The sequence below is a fragment of the Bradyrhizobium sp. CIR18 genome, from assembly GCF_014198295.1.
In the GTDB taxonomy this organism is placed as follows: Bacteria; Pseudomonadota; Alphaproteobacteria; order Rhizobiales; family Xanthobacteraceae; genus Bradyrhizobium.
The window spans coordinates 796,041-815,391 of sequence record NZ_JACIHF010000001.1 but is presented as its reverse complement, the minus strand read 5'-3'; the positions used below and the strand labels follow the sequence as shown (position 1 = coordinate 815,391).

20 protein-coding genes are annotated in these 19,351 nt (G+C 63.8%); 17 read left to right on the top strand and 3 right to left on the bottom strand.

The genetic code is table 11. From position 1 onward, the window contains the following. The first annotated feature begins 99 nt into the window (after positions 1 to 99). From rplM to GGD65_RS03935, 5 genes are all read left to right on the top strand, one after another. Complete coding sequence (gene rplM, locus GGD65_RS03955; RefSeq protein ID WP_011087726.1) at positions 100 to 564, top strand: 50S ribosomal protein L13; 465 nt, start codon at positions 100 to 102, stop codon at positions 562 to 564. A 1-nt stretch (position 565) separates the two neighbouring features. Further along, positions 566 to 1,045: a 30S ribosomal protein S9 gene (gene rpsI, locus GGD65_RS03950; RefSeq protein ID WP_018320095.1), complete on the top strand. Its 480-nt coding sequence runs from the start codon at positions 566 to 568 to the stop codon at positions 1,043 to 1,045. 229 nt (positions 1,046 to 1,274) lie between these two features. Beyond that, positions 1,275 to 2,495: a diguanylate cyclase gene (locus tag GGD65_RS03945; RefSeq protein WP_018320096.1), complete on the top strand. Its 1,221-nt coding sequence runs from the start codon at positions 1,275 to 1,277 to the stop codon at positions 2,493 to 2,495. Positions 2,496 to 2,554: 59 nt separating this feature from the next. Beyond that, positions 2,555 to 2,794, top strand: a complete 240-nt coding sequence (locus GGD65_RS03940; RefSeq protein WP_018320097.1) for a hypothetical protein — start codon at positions 2,555 to 2,557, stop codon at positions 2,792 to 2,794. A gap of 103 nt (positions 2,795 to 2,897) precedes the next feature. Next, positions 2,898 to 3,194: an antibiotic biosynthesis monooxygenase gene (locus GGD65_RS03935; protein WP_018320098.1), complete on the top strand. Its 297-nt coding sequence runs from the start codon at positions 2,898 to 2,900 to the stop codon at positions 3,192 to 3,194. Positions 3,195 to 3,255: 61 nt separating this feature from the next. Here GGD65_RS03935 and GGD65_RS03930 read toward each other — a convergent pair whose 3' ends face one another. Continuing rightward, positions 3,256 to 4,392, bottom strand: coding sequence for an AI-2E family transporter (locus tag GGD65_RS03930; RefSeq protein ID WP_085964141.1), 1,137 nt, complete (start codon positions 4,390 to 4,392; stop codon positions 3,256 to 3,258). 141 nt (positions 4,393 to 4,533) lie between these two features. On the opposite strand from GGD65_RS03930, the gene GGD65_RS03925 reads away from it, so the two are divergent. The 10 genes from GGD65_RS03925 (at position 4,534) to GGD65_RS03880 (ending at position 15,013) form a co-directional block, all read left to right on the top strand. Then, on the top strand, positions 4,534 to 5,250 hold the full coding sequence (locus GGD65_RS03925) for a hypothetical protein (protein WP_183234442.1): 717 nt from the start codon (positions 4,534 to 4,536) through the stop codon (positions 5,248 to 5,250). A gap of 91 nt (positions 5,251 to 5,341) precedes the next feature. Then, positions 5,342 to 6,115: a gamma-glutamyl-gamma-aminobutyrate hydrolase family protein gene (locus GGD65_RS03920; RefSeq protein ID WP_020508730.1), complete on the top strand. Its 774-nt coding sequence runs from the start codon at positions 5,342 to 5,344 to the stop codon at positions 6,113 to 6,115. Between the two features lie 1,100 nt (positions 6,116 to 7,215). Next, positions 7,216 to 7,452 (top strand): hypothetical protein, encoded by a 237-nt coding sequence (locus tag GGD65_RS03915; protein ID WP_026202304.1) that lies wholly within the window; start codon positions 7,216 to 7,218, stop codon positions 7,450 to 7,452. A 304-nt stretch (positions 7,453 to 7,756) separates the two neighbouring features. After that, positions 7,757 to 8,296 (top strand): TRAP transporter small permease subunit, encoded by a 540-nt coding sequence (locus GGD65_RS03910; RefSeq protein WP_092257388.1) that lies wholly within the window; start codon positions 7,757 to 7,759, stop codon positions 8,294 to 8,296. Further along, positions 8,293 to 9,897, top strand: a complete 1,605-nt coding sequence (locus GGD65_RS03905) for a TRAP transporter large permease subunit (protein WP_183234441.1) — start codon at positions 8,293 to 8,295, stop codon at positions 9,895 to 9,897. The genes GGD65_RS03910 and GGD65_RS03905 overlap by 4 nt, the downstream gene beginning before the upstream one ends. A gap of 283 nt (positions 9,898 to 10,180) precedes the next feature. Beyond that, positions 10,181 to 10,714 (top strand): REP-associated tyrosine transposase, encoded by a 534-nt coding sequence (locus tag GGD65_RS03900; protein WP_183234440.1) that lies wholly within the window; start codon positions 10,181 to 10,183, stop codon positions 10,712 to 10,714. Between the two features lie 481 nt (positions 10,715 to 11,195). After that, positions 11,196 to 11,453 (top strand): tautomerase family protein, encoded by a 258-nt coding sequence (locus GGD65_RS03895; protein ID WP_409362733.1) that lies wholly within the window; start codon positions 11,196 to 11,198, stop codon positions 11,451 to 11,453. A 180-nt stretch (positions 11,454 to 11,633) separates the two neighbouring features. After that, positions 11,634 to 13,055, top strand: coding sequence for a nodulation protein NfeD (locus GGD65_RS03890; protein ID WP_183234944.1), 1,422 nt, complete (start codon positions 11,634 to 11,636; stop codon positions 13,053 to 13,055). Then, complete coding sequence (locus GGD65_RS03885; protein WP_018320108.1) at positions 13,052 to 13,813, top strand: slipin family protein; 762 nt, start codon at positions 13,052 to 13,054, stop codon at positions 13,811 to 13,813. The genes GGD65_RS03890 and GGD65_RS03885 overlap by 4 nt, the downstream gene beginning before the upstream one ends. Before the next feature lie 81 nt (positions 13,814 to 13,894). Next, complete coding sequence (locus GGD65_RS03880; RefSeq protein ID WP_183234439.1) at positions 13,895 to 15,013, top strand: asparaginase; 1,119 nt, start codon at positions 13,895 to 13,897, stop codon at positions 15,011 to 15,013. Positions 15,014 to 15,096: 83 nt separating this feature from the next. On the opposite strand, the gene glnA is transcribed toward GGD65_RS03880, so the two are convergent. Both glnA and GGD65_RS03870 read right to left on the bottom strand, forming a co-directional pair. Continuing rightward, positions 15,097 to 16,506 carry a type I glutamate--ammonia ligase gene (gene glnA, locus GGD65_RS03875; protein WP_018320110.1) on the bottom strand — a complete coding sequence of 470 codons (1,410 nt, stop codon included), beginning with the start codon at positions 16,504 to 16,506 and terminating at the stop codon, positions 15,097 to 15,099. A 151-nt stretch (positions 16,507 to 16,657) separates the two neighbouring features. Next, the gene (locus GGD65_RS03870; protein ID WP_007603495.1) at positions 16,658 to 16,996 is read right to left on the bottom strand and encodes a P-II family nitrogen regulator; all 339 of its coding nucleotides are present in this window, start codon (positions 16,994 to 16,996) and stop codon (positions 16,658 to 16,660) included. A 382-nt stretch (positions 16,997 to 17,378) separates the two neighbouring features. On the opposite strand from GGD65_RS03870, the gene GGD65_RS03865 reads away from it, so the two are divergent. Both GGD65_RS03865 and GGD65_RS03860 read left to right on the top strand, forming a co-directional pair. Further along, on the top strand, positions 17,379 to 18,878 hold the full coding sequence (locus tag GGD65_RS03865) for an NAD(P)H-hydrate dehydratase (protein ID WP_183234438.1): 1,500 nt from the start codon (positions 17,379 to 17,381) through the stop codon (positions 18,876 to 18,878). Beyond that, complete coding sequence (locus GGD65_RS03860) at positions 18,878 to 19,342, top strand: GNAT family N-acetyltransferase (protein ID WP_183234437.1); 465 nt, start codon at positions 18,878 to 18,880, stop codon at positions 19,340 to 19,342. Before GGD65_RS03865 ends, GGD65_RS03860 begins: the two co-directional genes overlap by 1 nt. Positions 19,343 to 19,351: the final 9 nt, after the last annotated feature.

Sequence of the window (19,351 nt, the reverse complement as noted above, 5' to 3'; positions counted from 1 at the left end):
CGGTCCATGGGCATTGACCGTTGCGCGTCTCTTCTCTAGAAAACCGCGCAGTCCGGCGCGGTGTTCGCGCCGATGCTCCCCGTCCACGGAAACTCTGACATGAAAACCTTTTCGGCAAAGCCGGCTGAGGTGACGAAGAAGTGGGTGCTGATCGACGCCAAGGGTCTGGTCGTCGGCCGCCTCGCCACCATCGTCGCCATGCGCCTGCGCGGCAAGCACCTCCCGACCTACACCCCGCACGTTGATTGCGGCGACAACGTCATCATCATCAATGCGCAGCATGCGGTCCTCACGGGGCGCAAGCGCGAGCAGAAGACCTATTACAAGCACACCGGCTATGTCGGCCACGTCAAGGAGCGCACCGCGCGCCAGATCCTCGAGGGCAAGCATCCCGAGCGCGTGCTCGAGAAGGCCGTCGAGCGCATGATCCCGCGTGGCCCGCTCGGTCGCGTGCAGATGGGCAACCTCCGTGTCTACGGCGGCGCCGATCATCCGCACGAGGCGCAGCAGCCCGAGAAGATCGACATCGCCAAGTTGAACCGCAAGAACACGAGGGCCGCATAACATGGCCGAATCCATCCAGTCGCTCGACCAGCTCTCGCAGCTCAAGACGGCGGCGGCGCCCGATGCGCCCAAGCACGAGAAGAAGGTCGACAAGTTCAACCGCGCCTATGCCACCGGCAAGCGCAAGGACGCGGTCGCCCGCGTCTGGATCAAGCCGGGCGCCGGCAAGGTCACCGTCAATTCGCGCGAGGTCGAGGTCTATTTCGCCCGTCCCGTGCTGCGCATGATGATCGAGCAGCCGTTCTCGGTGGCCCAGCGTTCCGGCCAGTACGACGTGATCTGCACGGTTGCCGGCGGCGGCCTGTCCGGCCAGGCCGGCGCGGTCCGTCACGGCATCTCGAAGGCGCTGACCTATTTCGAGCCGGAGCTGCGCTCCGTGCTCAAGAAGGGCGGCTTCCTGACCCGCGACTCCCGCGTGGTCGAGCGCAAGAAGTACGGCAAGGCCAAGGCCCGCCGGTCCTTCCAGTTCTCGAAGCGTTAATCGCTTCGGTCACATTCGCCGCGAAAGCGGCTTCAATGAGATGCAAAAGGGCGCTGATTTCAGCGCCCTTTTTGTTGTTCGTTTGTATGCAAATTGATGGCGTGTTTCCCGAAAACTTGGCCTCCCGCGAAAACCTGAATGGAACCCGCGCGACCTAGCGTCGCATTCGGAAGGGCGCGCAAACGGCTGGGGCCGGTCGCGTAACTGCTATGTCTTAAAGGGGGCCGACATGATGTCGCTCGATAGCATCACGCTCTATTTGGTCGCCACCATGGTTGCCGCACTGCTCGGCGCCATGATGGTGTTTTTCGGCAGGCAGGAGAACAGCCCTGCACTGAAATGGTGGGGCACCGCGTATCTGCTCGGTGCCGCCTCCGTCGCGCTGTGGACCGCAGCCGGCGACAGGCTGGGCCCGCATCTTTACCTTGCGCTGAACGCGGTCGGCTTCGTCGCCTGCGGCATGGTGTGGAATGCGGCGCGCGTCTTCCACGGCCGCAAGCCGAACTGGCCGGGCCTCGTGCTCGGTGCGCTCGCCTGGGTCGCCGCCGTCACGCTGCTCGCCCCCGAGGCATCCATGTTGCGGATGATCGTCGGCGCCGGCATCGTCTCGGTTTATGCGGCACTGACCGCCAGCGAGCTCTGGACCGAACGGCGCAAGAGCCTGCAGCGGCGCTGGCCCGCCTTCGTGATGCCGGTGATGCATGGCTGCGTGTTGATGCTGCCGGTCCTGATCGGCAGCTTCCTGCGTCCGCACGATGCCGGATTCTCCCAGAGCATCTGGGTCAAGGTGTTCGCGGTCGAACTGATCCTCTATGCCGTCGGCACCGTGTTCGTGATCTTCATGCTGGTGTCCGAGCGCACCGTGACTGCGCACCGCACCGCCGCGTCGACCGATCCCCTGACCGGCATGCTCAACCGCCGCGGCTTCTCGGAAGCCTGCGGCCGCGTGATCGAGCGCGAGGCCAAGGCCGGACGTCCCGTGACCGTGATGATCTTCGACATCGACCACTTCAAGTCGATCAACGACCGCTTCGGCCACCCCGCCGGCGACGAGATGCTGAAACTGTTCTCGACCGTCGTCGTCAGCAATTTGCGCATCACCGACATGTCGGGCCGCATCGGCGGCGAGGAATTCGCAGCGCTGCTGCCGTGTTCGCTGGAGGAGGGCGTGCTGGTCGCCGAGCGCGTGCGCGAGGCGTTCGAGACTTCCGGCGTCGTGGTCGACGAAGGCCCGGTCGACACCACCGTCAGCATCGGCGTCGCCGGCGGACCTGCCGGCACCGAGCTCGAGGTGCTGCTGGCATCCGCCGACACCGCGCTCTACCAGGCCAAGCGCGGCGGCCGTAACCGCGTCGAGGCGGCGGAGGAGCTGCCGCTGTCGCTGGAGAACTGGCGCCGCCAGAGCGCCGCGCGGATCAGTGCGCCGCAGCCGCGGCCGGCCACCGCCTGAGACGCAGGGCAGCATCGCGGTAATCCTCTGTTTACCATTCGATCCCTACCATTGCGGTCATGGAATCGATCCGTCGACAGAATCCGCAAGCTGCCCTGATGTCGCTCGAAGCGGCTGCGGCCTCGGCACGCAGCGGTTTCGCCTGTCTGTTCTCCACTGCGGATGAATACGAGAGCGCGCTGATCACCGAGCGCCGCGCGCAGGGGCGTTACACGCAAGGCCGCCGCAGTTACTGGCCGCTCGCGCTGTTCATCGGCTGCGCCCTGATCGTGGCGGGCAGCGTTCTGCTGCTCATCTGAGAGACCTGCATTTTTGGACCGACCAGGGCGCCGTTTCGGCGCCTTTTTCTTTTTCGCCGGCTGCGCTAGACACGCCTATCGAACAAAAAACGGGTGGAAACCGATGATCACCGAGATCGCGCAAATCGATGTCAAGCCGGGCAGCGAGAAGGACTTTGAGGCCGCCGTCGCCAAGGCCAAGGCCGCCTTCGGCCGCTCCAAGGGCTTTCACGGCTTCGAGCTGCACAAATCGATCGAAAAGCCGCAGCGCTACCGGCTGATGGTGAAATGGGCGACGCTGGAAAACCACACCGTCGATTTCCGCGGCTCTGAGAATTTCACCGAATGGCGCGGCCTCGTTGGCCTGTACTTTGCCTCGCCGCCCGAGGTCGAGCACACCGAGACTGTGCTCACGACCTGAGGGCTTATTTCTGGAGCATGATCTTATCGGAAAACCGCTGCACACTTTTCCGGATCATGCTCTAGGCCGCTTCTGCCAGAGGCGCCGCCTCATAGGTCTTGAAATGGTCGATCATGACCTTGGCGATGGCCACTAGCGGCAGTGCCAGCGCCAGGCCCCAGATGCCGAACACGACGCCGAGCAGGATCTGGAACGCGAACAGGGTGGCCGGCGGGATGTCCAGCGCCTGCCGCTGCAGGATCGGCGTCAGCACGTAACTCTCCATGGCGTGCACGCCCATGAAGAGCAGAAAGGCCGATAGCGCCGGGATCCAGCCCGAGGCGAGGCTCGCCAGCACCACGACGACGCCGGCGATGATGGCCCCGATGGTCGGGATGAAGGCGAGCAGGCCGGCCTGAATTCCCAGGATGAACGAGCTGGGGATGCCGATGACGGCAAGCCCGATCCAGGTCACCACGCCGACCGCGAGCATGACGATGATCTGCGCGATCAGCCAGCGCTCCAGCGTCTCGGCTGTGCGGTCGATGATCAGGGCGACGCGAGTGCGGTGCCTCGCCGGCGCCAGGAACAGCAGACCATCGTGATAGACGGCCGGCTGGGCGGCGAAGGCGAAGCCCAGGAACAGCACGATGAAGATGTTGCCGACACCGTGGATGGTGCCGAGCAGCAGCTTGAAGGTCTGGCTCACGATCGCGCCACCGCTGGAGGCCAGCGCGCCGGCGCCGGGCAGGGGACCGCGCGAGGGCGCTGCTGGTGCGGGCGCCGTCTCCGAGGGCGCAGTGGCCGAGGCGTCGGTCGCGCCGTTGCCGAAATCGAAGAAGCTGGTGTCGATGCCGTGGTTGTCCAGGAACGACTTCACGTTCCCGATCTGCGACTTGATGGTCTTGCTCAGCAGCGAAGCCTGTTCGGCGATGGTGGCGCCGCCGAGATAGGCGATGCCGGCGAGCATCAAAGCGAGCGCGGTGCAGACGATCGCGAGCCGCACCGGATGCGGCAGGGGCACGCGGCGGCCGAGCGCGCCCGTCAGCGCGTTGAGGCCGAGACCGAGCAGCATGCCGGTGAAGATCAGCAGCAGGGTGGCGGCGAAATACCAGGTGAAGGCGAGCAGCGCGGTGAACAGCACGACGCCGATGCCCCCGACCGAGATCGCCCAAGCGAGGTCGCCGCGGGTCCGGGAGCGTTCATCTTTGGACGACATGGTCACATCGGGTCCTTTTCAGCGCAATGCGCGCTGCACTCTCTCGACAAACGCGCTTCGGATCAAGACCGCGTCAACGCGCTGGTTTGACGTCGACGCGCCGACGGTGCAGAGCGATGAGGAAAGAACAATGGGGGCGGTTTGAGCTTCATCAGCAAATGGGCCGGTCTGCTCGGGCTTCTGGCCGTGATCGTGGTCGGCGACCAGATCCGGATCAACCGGCCCGGCCACAAATTTCGTCTCACGGTCGAGGTCACGACACCTGACGGCATCAAGACCGGATCCGGCGTTCTGGCCGTCGTGCCCGACCGCAACTATAACCGCGGCGGCCGCACCACCACGCGCGGGGAGGCCGTGTTCGTCGACCTCGGCCAGGCCGGCGCCAAAGGCAAGAATCTGGTGGCATTGTTGGCACACCGGCAGGACGCGAAGCTGGACTTCGACGACATCAATTATAATTATGTCGCGCTCCGTGCCTATGGCGCCGCGCGCGGCAACCGCGTCTCGTTCAACGATATCCACCGGCAGGCCGGCGTTGTCCCGGTGCAGGGAGACCTCGTGCCGGTGCTCGTCAGCTTTGGCGATCCCAAGGATCCCAAGACGGCGCGCCTTGTCGCCGCCGACCACGCGGAGGCGGTTCTGGGCGAGGGTTATGCGATCCGTGGCATCACGGTCGAAGTCGTGCCCAACGGGTTCTGGCCGGTTGATTTCGGTGGGGCGCTCGGAGAGCCCGTGACGCGCGGCATCGACGCGAAACTGCCATGGCTGGCCGCGCCGGGCGATCCGGCGGCAACTGCACTGCAGGCCGCCGGGCTGCCCGCCGGGGGCGAGGCCCGGGAGGCATTTGCGCGAAAATAGCATTGCCGTCCCGCGATCCCTTCTGTTGAATTTGTTCCAGGCCAAGGGCATGTTTGGAGAATCTTCTTATCGGAGAGGCGCGGAACGACAGATGAGAAAGCCGGTCGTCGGCGTGATCGGGAATGCCCATCGCGTCGAAAATCGATTTCAGGTCCAGATGGTCGGCGAGCGCAATTTGCGCGCCGTGGCCGAGGTTTCCGGTGGCCTGCCGATGATGTTCGCAGGTGCGCCCGATATCACCGATATCGGCGCGCTGCTCGACGTGGTCGACGGGATCGTGCTCACCGGCGCCCGCGCCAATGTCCATCCGACCCGCTTCAATGTCGACCCGTGTGAGCGGCACGAGCCGTACGATATCCATCGCGACGAGGTGGCGCTGGCGCTTTCGGTCGCCTGCGTCGCCCGCGGTGTGCCGCTGTTCGGCATCTGCCGCGGCCTGCAGGAGATGAACGTCGCCTTCGGCGGCTCGCTGCATCCGGAGATCCGCGAAATTCCCGGCCGCATGAACCATCGCATGCCCCGGCTCGAGAACGGCGAGATCCACCCCGATCCGACCGTGGTGTTCGCCGACCGTCACGACGTCGAGCTGACGCCGGGCGGGGCGTTCGCAAAACTGCTCGGCTGCGAGAAGATCAGGGTCAATTCGCTGCACGGCCAGGGCATCCTCGAGCCTGGCAAGCGCGTGCTGGTCGAGGGCGTCGCCGAGGACGGCACCATCGAGGCGATCCGCATCGCGGAAGCCCCGACCTTCGCGCTCGGCGTGCAATGGCACGCCGAATACGATCCGCAGCACAATCCGATCAACCGCAAGCTGTTCGAAGCCTTCGGTGAAGCGCTGGCCGCGCGGCAGCGCGCGGCGGCGTAGGGCACGAGAGCGAAATCTGGCGCACAGCTGCGTTAAGCTCGTCATTGCGAGTGCAGCGACTTGTCCGCCGAAGCATTGGCGAAGGCGGAAGCAATCCAGAGTCTTTCCGCGGAGACGGTCTGGATTGCTTCGTCGCAAGAGCTCCTCGCAATGACAGAGAGTGGGCCGGCAGTGTGCTTCTCCAAATGACACTGTCATTCCCCGCCTTGTGCGCATTTGCGCACTGGGGCGGGGAATCCAGTACGCTGCGGCTTCTCGGTTCAATCACGATGGCCTCTGGAATACTGGATCGCCCGCCTGCGCGGGCGATGACAGGGAGTGTGTGGTGGCAGACGCGCGCTCGCATTCTCGCGGCGCGTCTCGCCCGAGGCTTGCTGTCGTTCGCGCTCCTTGAAAGCCAAAGGGCGCAGGGAAGGCCGGGCGCCGGCGGCACCCGCAAGTCCGTGCGCGACGAAGATGCACACGGGGTGGACCACAGGTGATGCCGGTCGCCCGGCCTTCCCTGCGCGGCTGGTTTTAACGGTGTCCTTCGTGCTCTCCTCGGGGAGCGATGCACTATTGCCCCCGTCGCCTTGCGGGAATGATCGATGCACGTGCCCGGTCGGACCGCCGCATCACCGCAAGCCTTGACGCACAGACCCCGGGCGTCAGGACCACACGACTTCTCCGTCCGCGGACGATCCCGCCGGAATATCCGGAGGCTTGCGTGTGCTCGCCCCCAGGCATCGACGAAACCGCTGTGACCGCGCCGGGTCGTATCGCGTCGCCTGAGGACTCACGGTTGCCCGCCCTGTCATCAGGCTGATCGCGCCGGCGCTACCGCGTCCACCGCCACCCGGCCCGCATTTCGTGACGATCGCGAAGCGCCCCTTTGGCAGGGCCGGGATGAGGCGTCTATGCCACAAATCCGAAATTCGGGAAAGAGGAATATTTTTCCGCGGAGGGCTTGACCGGGTGTTTTGCCCGACGCCTCTCGGGAGGGGCCCTGGCAGGGACGCATTGCGCTATCCCAATGCCGGGAGCCGCTTTATCGGAAAGACTTGCTTGGTGGGTTTGGCAGATACACCTTAAGTTCTGTCCCGGGACGGAGGATGACTTTCATGAGCAGACCTGTGAAGACTGAAAGCGAGCTGATCGCCATGGCCAAGGCCGAGTTGAAGGTTCATGCCGATTGTCCCGATGGAATGACGATTTCGATCCTCCGTGATGGCAATTCCTGGGAGTTTCGAGCCAGCGCAGACCGGGCCACCTCGGATCGGCCCGGCTACCCCGAATGCGTCGCCATGCTTGTCCAGATCGGCGATCATCTCTGCAAGCAGTACGACGTCGAGGGTTAGGCGGGTCCGAGAGCCGGATTGCCGGCTGCCCCGTGCATCGACCAAATTAGGCACAGTGACCCATTTTTGCGATCGCTGCGGCAAACTGTCCATTTTCCAGTTGACCACGAAATTGCTGACGGTAAAGGTGCCGTGCTTCACGCGCGGCCGAGACCCGAACACATCTCGGCGAAAACCGACAACAAGAACGAGCGGAAGCATCAGGAGGGTGAACTAGCTCCCGCGCAGACCTGGACGGTCGCTGATACAGCGCCATGGTCCTGCGCGTTCGGGGGTAGCACTCAGCGAGGGGGACCAGGCATCGATGCGCCCATTGTTGGCGGTGAGTACGGCTATCGACTGGCTGAACGAAAAGGTCGGTAGCGTCTGCAATATTCTGGTGCTCGCGGCCTGCGTGGTCAGCGCCGCAAATGCGATGATCCGGTATGCCTTCAGCTACAGCTCCAACAGCTGGCTCGAGACGCAGTGGTACATGTTCGCCGTCATCGTGATGTTCGGCTCGTCCTATACTTTCAAGCGCAACGAGCATGTGCGCGTCGAAATCCTCTACCTCATGCTGTCCGAACGCGGCCAGCTGTGGCTCGACCTGATCGGGACATTGGTCTTCCTCGTCCCGGCGTGCCTGCTCCTCAGCTACCTCTCATGGGCGATGTTCTACAATTCGTTCATCATCGGAGAGATGTCCAACAACGCGGGCGGCCTCCTGCGGTGGCCGATCAAGTTCGTGCTGCCGGCCGGGTTCTTCATGGTCGCTCTGCAGGGCGTCTCGGAGGCCATCAAACGCGCCGCCGCCTTGCGCGGTGAAGTCACGATCGACGCAAAATATGAGCGGCCGACCCAATGATCACGATTGAGATGATGCCGCCGCTGATGTTCGGCGGGCTGGTCCTGGCCATGCTGATCGGATTTCCGGTCGCCTTCACGCTGGCCGCTCTCGGGCTTTCGTTCGGATTTCTCGCGATTCACGAGGGATTTTTCGGATTCAGCTTCCTCCAGGCCATTCCGGAGCGCATCTACGGCAGCGTTCTCGCCAACGAGCTGCTGCTGGCAATTCCGTTCTTCACGTTCATGGGCGCGATCCTCGAACGATGCGGCCTCGCCGAGGATATGCTGGATTCAATGGGGCAGCTGTTCGGCCCGGTTCGCGGCGGTCTCGGCTATTCCGTGATTATCGTCGGCTTCATCCTCGGTGCGATCACGGGGACGGTGGCGGCGCAGGTCATTGCGATGGCGCTGATCTCGATGCCGGTGATGATCCGCTACGGCTACAACATGCGCTACATCACCGGCGTGCTCGCAGCCTCCGGCACCATTACCCAGCTGGTGCCTCCCTCGCTGGTTCTGATCGTGCTCGCGGACCAGCTCGGGAAGTCGGTCGGCGACATGTATCTGGGCGCCTGGGGCCCATCGATCCTCCAGATCGCACTCTTCGCCGGCTACACGTTTGCGCTGAGCGTGATCAAGCCGGGGCACGTTCCGGCAGTGCCCAAGGAAGCAAGGACGCTCACGGGCTGGGCGCTCTGGCGCAAATGCCTTTTGGGCATCATCCCGTCCGCCGTCCTGATCTTCGTGGTGCTCGGCACGATGATGCTTGGCCTTGCCACCCCGACCGAAGCAGGCGCGATGGGCGCCGTCGGCGCCATCGTCCTTGCAGTCATCCATCACAAGGATTTCAGCTCGGCTGGTCACAAGGTGCTGCTGGTCGGCGTTGCGGCGGCGGGCGCCGGCACGATCATCGGCATCTACCTCACGCCGAATCTGCCGTTCAAGATCGCCTTCGCGATTGCCTATCTCGCCGTCGCCTGGGTTTGCATCGAGGCGATCAGGATTCCGGACCTGCGCATGCTGGTCAAGCAGGGCTACGAGACCACGATGCGCATCACCTGCATGGTGACGTTCATCCTGATCGGATCGACCTGCTTCTCAATCGTCTTTCTCGGTTGCAACGGTGGGGTCTGGCTGGAGCACATGCTGACATCGCTGCCGGGCGGGGTCTGGGGCTTCCTGATCTTCATGAACCTGTTCATCTTCTTCATCGCCTTCTTCCTCGACTTCTTCGAGATCGCCTTCATCATCATCCCGATGATCGCGCCGATCGCGCAGAAGCTGCTCACCCCCATCGTCGGGGCGGACGCTGCCTTGATCTGGTTCGGTGTCATGCTCTGCGTCAACATGCAGACCTCCTTCCTGCATCCTCCCTTCGGCTTCGCCTTGTTCTACCTGCGCGGCGTGGCGCCGAAGGAGGTCAAGAGCTCGGACATCTATTGGGGCGCGATGCCCTGGATCGGCCTGCAGGCGATCATGGTTGCGGTCGTCATCGCATTCCCGATCACGGTCACCGGGCTGCTGGATGCTCCCATCAAGGTGGATCTGGACAAGATCAAGATCGAAATTCCCGACGTCGAGCTGCCGCCGCCGCTCGATTTCGGCCAGCCGAAGAATTGAGGAAGTATCCCCGCGATGACGGGGAAGCGCGCTCCCGGGTCCAGCTCACAGCCCGCAGCGCGGATCGACGTTCGCAATCTCACCGATGCTTTCGAGTTGTGTCGGATGAGCCGTGCGCGCTACGTTTCAACCCGTTCTCGAAATGGGATTGCCTTTCGATGATGCGCAGCGTCACTGCCACACTTCTTCTCCTGCTCGCATCCTCCGCATTCGCTCAAAGTGCACCGTAGGGCGGATTAGCCGAAGGCGTAATCCGCCATCTTGTCTTGATGGGGCAGCTTCAATGCCAAACTATCGCCGTGCATTTGTTCCGGGTGGTTGCTGGTTCTTCACGGTCAATCTTCTCGACCGCAAGCAGCGGCTGCTCGTCGAGCACATCGCAGCGCTGCGCGCGGCTGTTGCAGCGACGCGTCGGGACTATGCTTTCGCGATCGATGCGTTTGTCGTTCTTCCGGACCACCTTCATGCAGTCTGGACGCTTCCGGACGGCGATGCCGATTTTTCCATGCGGTGGAGATTGATCAAGACGCGCTTCGCGAAGACCTTGCCGAAGACGGAGCCTTTGACCGCGGTACAGATCGCAGGACGGGAACGTGGCATATGGCAGAACCGGTTCTGGGAGCACCTTATCCGCGACGAAACCGACTACGCACGCCATGTCGAGTATTGTTACATCAATCCCGTGAAGCATGGTTATGTGACCCGCGTGTTGGACTGGCCGCATTCGTCGTTCCACCGAGATGTCGAGGCGGGCCTGTTTCCTGAAGATTGGGCAGGAGATAGCAGCACGGACGGTGCCTTTGGCGAACGTGCGTGAGCGTCACCAGCAGTCGGCGGATTACGCCTTCGGCTAATCCGCCCTACGAGGACTGGTGAAATGGGCGCCTGTGGTGACCGCAATCGGTGTGAATTTTCCGGACGAGTGACGACGCGCGCTGGTGTGTAGGGCGGATTAGCCGAAGGCGTAATCCGCCATCTTGTCTTGATGGGGCAGCTTCAATGCCCCGAGACGTACAGTCCGGATTATTTCCGGAGGGCTGGGCAAGAGACGGCAGCACGGATGGCGACTTTGGAGAGCGCGTGACGTCACCAGCAGTCGGCGGATTACGCCTTCGGCTAATCCGCCCTGCGTAAACCAATCAGTAGGAATTGGTCCGCCCCGATTTTTGCGGCTCTGATTTGTTCTTTGAGAACGAAGTGGAGTCAGATGCGGAACGAAAGTGGATGGCTTGAAGCCGCCTCACATCGTCCGCTCCATCCGTCGCGCGCGATAGGCCTGCGGCGACATCAAGGTGAGCTTGCGGAACGCCTTGCGAAAGCTGCTCTCGTCCTCATGGCCGGTCGTGCGCGCGATCGCCTTGATCGGCTGCGTTACCGACCTCCTGGTCGAGGTCGAAGGGCAGGGCAGCCCGGATTTCCGCCGCAACGTCTGGGTCGGGATCGATGAGCAGGAGTCCTCGCACTGGTCGCTCGGCGGCCTGCAGCCGACCGCTGAGATCATCGCGAGCACGTTCGGCGCGATCGGGACGGACGGGGTGCGGATCGCGCGGCGCTAGCAGCACGGAATGCGTGGGCGGATCAGCTCAAGGCATGGTCCGCCCGCCGTCGCCCCGTGCTCAACCGATCTACGGGGCGGTTTCCATTGCATCGCACAATCAGACAGGGGCCTGCACCAGCGCACGGCTGCATTGAGGTTCGAGATACCAACACCATATGCTCTGCAAGGGAGCCCTGCCGTGCAGACCATGAAGGCGGCCCTCGTTGCGGCGATTGGCGTCGTTGCTTTGATCTGCTGCCTCCTTCCCAGCTCAGCGGAGGAGAACAGCCGCCTTGCACTGATTGTGTCGATCGAAGGGGCCATTGGCCCTGCGTCGGCCAGTTACGTGAAGGAGGCCTTGGCCAAGGCAAGCGAACGGCGCGCCGAGGTCGTGCTTCTGAGAATCAACACGCCCGGCGGTCTCAATTCCAGCATGCGCGAGATCATTGCGGATGTGCTGGCCTCGCCCGTCCCTGTCGTCGGTTACGTCGCTCCCTCCGGCGCCCACGCGGCGAGCGCGGGGACCTATATCCTTTATGCGACCCACATCGCGGCGATGGCGCCGGGCACCAATATCGGTGCGGCAACGCCGGTGCAGATTGGCGGACCGCTGCCGGGGCTGCCGGGCGGTACACCGGACAAGGGCGGCAAGGACAAGAAGGACGGCGACCAGCAGAGCGAGCCCAAGGATCAGTCCAAGGATCAGTTCAAGGATGCGATGACGGCAAAGGTGACCAATGACGCGGTTGCCTTCATCCGCAGCCTTGCGGAGCTGCGTGGCCGCAATGCGGATTGGGCGGAGAAGGCGGTCCGTGAGGCCGCCACTCTCTCTGCCAACGGCGCGCTGCAGTCCCATGCCATCGAACTCGTCGCGCGCGATCAGGCTGAGTTGCTGAGGCAGCTCGATGGCCGCGAGGTCGAGGTTGCAGGCGGCAAGACGCAGCGTCTCGCGACGAAGGATGCGGTCGTCGAAGCCATCGACCCCGGATGGATATCCCGCTTCCTGGCGGTCATCACCGATCCGAATGTGGCGTTCATTCTCCTGATGGTCGGCATCTACGGCCTGATCTTCGAGTTCATGTCTCCCGGGGCCGTCGCTCCCGGCGTGGTCGGCGCGATCTGCCTGCTGATCGGTCTCTATGCGCTCAATTTGCTGCCGATCAACTATGCCGGCCTTGCCCTGATGCTGGTTGGCATCGTTCTTCTCACCGTCGAAGCCTTCAATCCGACGGTGGTGATCGGTCTCGGGGGGATCATCGCTTTCGTGCTGGGAGCGCTGATGCTCTTCAGGGTCGAGGCGCCCGGTTACCACCTGTCGTGGTGGGTGATCGGCATCACGGCAGCCGTGTTCGCCGGCTTTGCTCTGGTCGTGCTTGGTTCGCTTCGGCGTGCCGCCCGGGCTCCGGAGCGGGTCGGCGCGCAGGCGATGCGAGGCTTGCCCGCCGAGGTTCTCGACTGGAGTGGGAGCGAAGGTCACGTCTTCGCCCATGGTGAACGCTGGCAGGCGCGTGGCGCCGAAACGTTCAAGCCCGGAGAGACGGTCGAAGTCGCGAACGTCGTCGACCTGACGCTGCTGATACGGCGCGCACCGGCCAGGACCGGTGAGGGAGGTACATCATGATGCTGGAATATCTGACTTATGCGGCGCTTCTGCTGCTTGTCATCATGTTTCTATCCCAGGCCATTCGAATCCTGCGCGAATACGAGCGTGGCGTCATCTTCACGCTCGGCCGTTTTACCGGCGTGAAGGGCCCGGGCCTCATCATCCTCATTCCGGTCGTGCAGCAACTCGTCAAGGTCGACCTCCGGGTGATGGTGCAGGTCGTGCCGCCGCAGGACGTGATTTCGCGCGACAACGTGTCCGTCAAGGTCAACGCCGTTCTGTACTTCCGCATCGTCGATCCCGAACGTGCCATCATCAAGGTCGGCGATTACATGGCCGCCACCAGCCAGCTCGCGCAGACGACGTTGCGCTCGGTGCTCGGCAAGCACGAGCTCGACGAGATGCTGGCCGAGCGCGACAGGTTGAACGCCGATATCCAGGAGATCCTCGACAAGCAGACCGACGTCTGGGGCATCAAGGTGACCGGCATCGAGATCAAGGACGTCGATATCAACGAAACCATGGTGCGCGCGATTGCCAAACAGGCCGAGGCGGAGCGCCTGCGGCGTGCCAAGGTGATCAATGCGATGGGCGAGCAGCAGGCTGCCGAAAAGCTCGTCGAGGCCGGCCGGATTCTCGCGCAGGAGCCTCAGGCGATGCAGCTGCGTTACTTCGCGGCCCTGCACGATATCGCGGGCGAACGGTCATCGACCGTGGTCTTTCCGCTGCCGACGGGCTTGCTCGACCATTTTATGCCGCGGCGGGATAATCCTTAGCGACAAGCATTGGGCTGACCCATCTTCGGCCCCATTGGGCGTGTCGAATATCGCTCCCAACTTGAACGGGAGGAGAATTCGATGACGAAGCATGCCGCCAGACCCGCAATCCACCGCCGAAATCGGCCATTGATCCTCGCCGTTCCGCTGATCGCCTTCGCACTTTGGTCGTGGGGCATCGCCACGGCGCAGGCCGCGGAATCGGGCAGCCTGCCGCGCATTCTCGTGCTTGCGACCGGCGGCACCATCGCAGGCCAGGCCGACGCGCGAGCGACCGGCGCCTACAAATCCGGCCAGATCTCGGGCGAGCAACTGATGCAATCGGTGCCGGGCCTGGACAAGCTCGCAAAGCTGAATGCCGAGCAGATCTCGTCGATCGGATCCCAGGACATGAACGACAAGGTCTGGTTTGCGCTGGCCCGCCGCATCCAGGAGGCCTTCGACAAGAACGAGGCGGATGCAGTCGTCATCACCCACGGCACCGACACGCTGGAGGAGACCGCGTTCTTTCTCGACAACGTGGTGCGGGGCGACAAGCCGGTGGTGATCGTCGGCTCAATGCGGCCGGCCACGGCGGTGAGCGCGGACGGCCCCGGCAATCTCTACGAGGCGGTGCAGGTGGCGGCCGACCCGCGCTCGCGCGGGCGCGGCGTGATGGCGGTGCTGAACGACAAGATTCAGGGCGCGCGCTCGGTCACCAAGACCAACACCACCAGCATCGAGACGTTCAGTTCCGCCAATGACGGCCCGGTCGGCTATGTCGACACCGCCGGCGGCATTCGCTTCATGGCGCAGGCTCAAGGTCTCAAGCGCGCGACCTATCAGCTTCCGGCCGGCGAGCAATTGCCGCGCGTCGCGATCGTCTACTCGCACGCCAACATGGACGCCGTTCCGATCGAGGATGCCATTTCGCACGGCGCCAAGGGCATCGTGCTGGCCGGCGTCGGCGACGGCAACACCTCGAAGCCGGCGCTCGACGCGCTCGAAGCGGCGGCGAAGAAGGGCATCATCGTGGTGCGCTCGACGCGGGTTCGCTCCGGCTTCGTGACGCGCAACGTCGAGGTCGACGACGACAAGAACGGCTTCGTCGTGTCCGAGGACCTCAATCCGCAGAAGGCGCGCGTGCTCACGCAATTGCTGATCGCGGGCGGCGTGACGGCGCCGGCCGAGCTGCAGAAGGCTTTTACGGCGACCTGGTAGTGGGCAGGTCGTACACGCTACGATTCAAACGAAAAGGCGCTCCTTGCGGAGCGCCTTTTGCTTGTCGCAGACGTCCGGGCTGCTTAGCCCGAATAGTACATCTCGAACTCGACCGGATGCGGGGTCATTTCGAAGCGGGCGACTTCGGTCATCTTCAGCTCGATATAGGCGTCGATGAAGTCGTCGTCGAACACGCCGCCGGCCTTGAGGAAGCCGCGGTCCTTGTCGAGGTTTTCCAGCGCCTCGCGGAGCGAGCCGCACACGGTCGGGATCTGCTTCAGCTCTTCCTTCGGCAGGTCGTAGAGGTCCTTGTCCATCGCCGGACCCGGATCGATCTTGTTCTTGATGCCGTCGAGGCCGGCCATCAGCATCGCGGCGAAGCCGAGATACGGGTTGGCCATCGGATCGGGGAAGCGCACCTCGACGCGCTTGGCCTTCGGCGAAGCGGTGTAAGGGATGCGGCAGGAGGCCGAGCGGTTGCGCGCGGAGTAGGCGAGCAGCACCGGGGCCTCATAGCCCGGGACCAGACGCTTGTAGGAGTTGGTCGACGGGTTGGTGAAGGCGTTGATCGCCTTGGCGTGCTTGATGATGCCGCCGATGTAATGCAGGCAGGTCTCCGACAGGTCGGCGTATTTGTTGCCGGCGAACACCGGTTTGCCGTCCTTCCAGATCGACTGGTGCACGTGCATGCCCGAGCCGTTGTCGCCGAAGATCGGCTTCGGCATGAAGGTGGCGGTCTTGCCGTAGATGTGCGCGACCTGGTGGATGCAGTACTTGTAGATCTGCATGTGGTCGGCCATCAGCGTCAGCGTGTCGAACTTCATGCCGAGCTCGTGCTGGGCGGACGCGACCTCGTGGTGATGCTTCTCGACCTTGACGCCCATCTTGGCCATGGCGCCGAGCATCTCCGAGCGCATGTCCTGCACCGAGTCCTGCGGCGGCACGGGGAAGTAGCCGCCCTTGGTGCGGATGCGGTGGCCGAGATTGCCGCCTTCATATTCGGTGTCGGAGTTGGTCGGCAACTCCGAGGAGTCGAGCCGGAAACCGGTCTTGTAGGGCTCGGCCGAATAGCGCACGTCGTCGAACACGAAGAACTCGGCCTCGGGGCCGACGAACACGCTGTCGCCCACGCCCATCGACTTCACCATGGCCTCGGCCTTCTTGGCGATGCCGCGGGGGTCGCGGTTGTAGGGCTCACCGGTGGTCGGCTCGAGCACGTCGCAGGTGATGACCATGGTGGTCTCGGCGAAGAACGGGTCGATCGTCGCGGTGACCGGATCGGGCATCAGGCACATGTCGGACTCGTTGATCGCCTTCCAGCCGGCGATCGAGGAGCCGTCGAACATCGTTCCTTCGGCGAAGATGTCATCGTCGATCATGCTGACGTCGAACGTCACATGCTGCCACTTGCCGCGCGGATCGGTGAAGCGCAGGTCGACGTACTTGACGTCGTTGTCCTTGATCGATTTCAGGACGTCTTTGGCGGTCTTCATGCATACCCCTTTTGGCTCTGCGGGTCGGTTTCCAGATGAGCAAAATTATTCTCGCTCGGGCGAGTTTTGCGCGACCGCACAAACGAAATCAGGCCGCCGAAGCAGCCTTCTTTCTAGTCGGAGTGTCGCAAAATTCGGGATAGCACCCGGCTCAGATAGCGTCCAGCCCGGATTCGCCGGTTCGGATGCGGATCGCCTCTTCGATGTTGGAGACGAAGATCTTACCATCGCCGATGCGACCGGTCTGCGCTGCGCGGCGGATGGCGTCGATGGCGCGCTCGACCAGATCGTCGCCGATCACGATCTCGATCTTCACCTTGGGCAGGAAGTCGACGATGTATTCTGCGCCGCGGTAGAGCTCGGCGTGCCCCTTCTGCCGGCCAAAGCCCTTGGCTTCGGTGACGGTGATGCCCTGAAGGCCGACTTCCTGAAGCGCTTCCTTCACCTCGTCGAGCTTGAATGGCTTGATGATGGCTTCGATTTTCTTCACTGCGCGCCTCCCGGCCTTTCGATCAAATAGCAACGTCTTCGTCAGGATGCGCTTTTCTTAACGCACGATCTTGTCTTCGCTATGCCGGGATCCCTGACCAATCCGGCAACAACGGCCGGCCACACTTTGATAAATGCCAGTGAGCACGACAAACCGAAGCGGCTTCCTCGAAAGCAGGGTCTATGCCAAGTTGCAAATGCCCTGATTATTGGAGCGTTATCAGCCTTTTAACGAGCATCTCTGAGTAGTGGTGCCGACCTGCACAAAATACCGAAGACTACGAAATAGGCAAACGGTTCAATATGTGTGCAGATCGATGTTCCCGAGGGTGGGGCGGAACGGAACGTGCCTGTTGAAAAGGCGTTTGGACCAGGGAAGTGGCATGGAAGTTCTGACCACCGCTGAAATGCAGCGCGCCGACCAGCTCACCATCGCGGCCGGCACGCCCGGTTTCAAGTTGATGCTGAGCGCGGGCCAGGCCGTCACTGATGCCGCCCAGGCGCTGGTGGAGGAGGGGCCGATTCTGATCGTGGCCGGCCCCGGCAACAATGGCGGTGATGGTTTTGTCGCAGCCGCCGAGCTCGCCGCGCAGGGGCGGGAGGTCTCAGTCATCCTGATGTGCGAGCGCGACCAGCTCCAGGGCGACGCGGCCTCCGCCGCGCGCGGCTGGAAGCACCCGGTGCTCCCGTTCAATCCGCAGGCGATCGGACGGCCGGCGCTGATCATCGATGCGCTGTTCGGCGCAGGCCTCAGCCGTCCCGTCGGTGGCGAGGCGCGCGCGATGATCGAGGCGATCAACGCCAACGGCGCCCCCGTGCTCGCGGTCGACCTGCCGAGCGGCATCAACGGCACCAGCGCGGCGGTGATGGGCGTGGCGGTGAACGCCACCGAGACCGTCACCTTCTTTCGCAAGAAGCCGGCGCATCTCTTGCTCCCCGGCCGGATGCATTGCGGCCGCGTGCGCGTCGCCGACATCGGCATCGACGCGCAGGTGCTCGACGAGATCGCGCCGCAGACGTTCGAGGACGATCCGGATGTCTGGGGCGCCGCTTTTCCGGTACCGCGTATCGACGGCCACAAATACGCGCGGGGGCATGTGTTGGCGGTCTCCGGCGATGCGGCGGCGACCGGCGCTGCGCGGCTGGCCGCGCGCGGCGCACTGCGGGCAGGGGCGGGCCTCGTGACATTGGCGAGCCCGCGCGATGCGCTCGCGATCAATGCGGCCGCGCTCACGGCCGTCATGGTTCGCCCCGTCGATACCGTCGTCGAGTTCGGCGAGCTGCTCGGCGACAAGCGCTACAACACCTGCATGATCGGCCCCGGCGCGGGTATCGGAGAGCGCACCTGCGATCTCGTTCACACCGCGCTCAGTGCGCAGCGTCGTCTGGTGCTCGATGCCGATGCCCTGACGAGCTTTGCCGCAACCCCCGAGCGCCTGTTCGAATCGATCAAGTCCTCGCAAGACAATGCGGTGGTGCTGACCCCGCACGAGGGCGAATTTCCGCGCCTGTTCTCCGACCTCAGCAACAAATTTCCGGGCCGCTCCAAGCTGGAGCGCGTGCGCGATGCCGCCGAGCGCTCCGGCGCCGTCGTGCTCCTGAAGGGCCCGGACACCACCATCGCCGCCCCCGACGGCCGCGCCACCATCGCCGCCAACGCGCCGCCCTGGCTCGCTACCGCGGGCGCCGGCGACGTCCTCGCCGGCATCATCGCAGGGCTGCTGGCGCAAGGCGTGCCGGCGTTCGAGGCCGCCAGCATCGGCGTCTGGATGCATGGCGAGGCGGGACGCGAAGCCGGGCCGGGCCTGATCGCGGAGGACCTGACCGAGACGCTGCCGGCCGTGCACCGGCGGATTTATGATGCGCTGGGGGTGGAGTACTAGTGCTCAGACAGCTCGCGCTCGCCGACATGGGCGCAGCGGCGCAAGTCCATCGGATCGCGTTTGACCAGGCGATGCCATGGCTCGCCGGGCTGCACACGCCGGACGAGGACCGCTGGTTCTATCGCGAGCGTGTCTTTCCGACGTGCCGGGTGTGGGGATGTTTTGACGGCGACGTGCTCAGCGGGATCATCGCGTTCCGCGAGGGCTGGATCGAGCAGCTCTACGTGCTCCCCCCAGCCCAGGGCCGCAGCGCCGGCAGTGAGCTCCTCGACGTCGCCAAAGGCGCCTACGACCGGCTCGAGCTCTGGACCTTCCAGCGTAATGCGCCGGCGCGGCGCTTCTATGAGGCGCGTGGGTTCGAGTTGGTCGATGAATCCGACGGCTCGAGGAACGAGGAGAGGGAGCCCGATGCTCGCTACCTCTGGGAGCGAAGACCACTTGATCGGAGATCGATTGTAGTCTAAAAACTACAG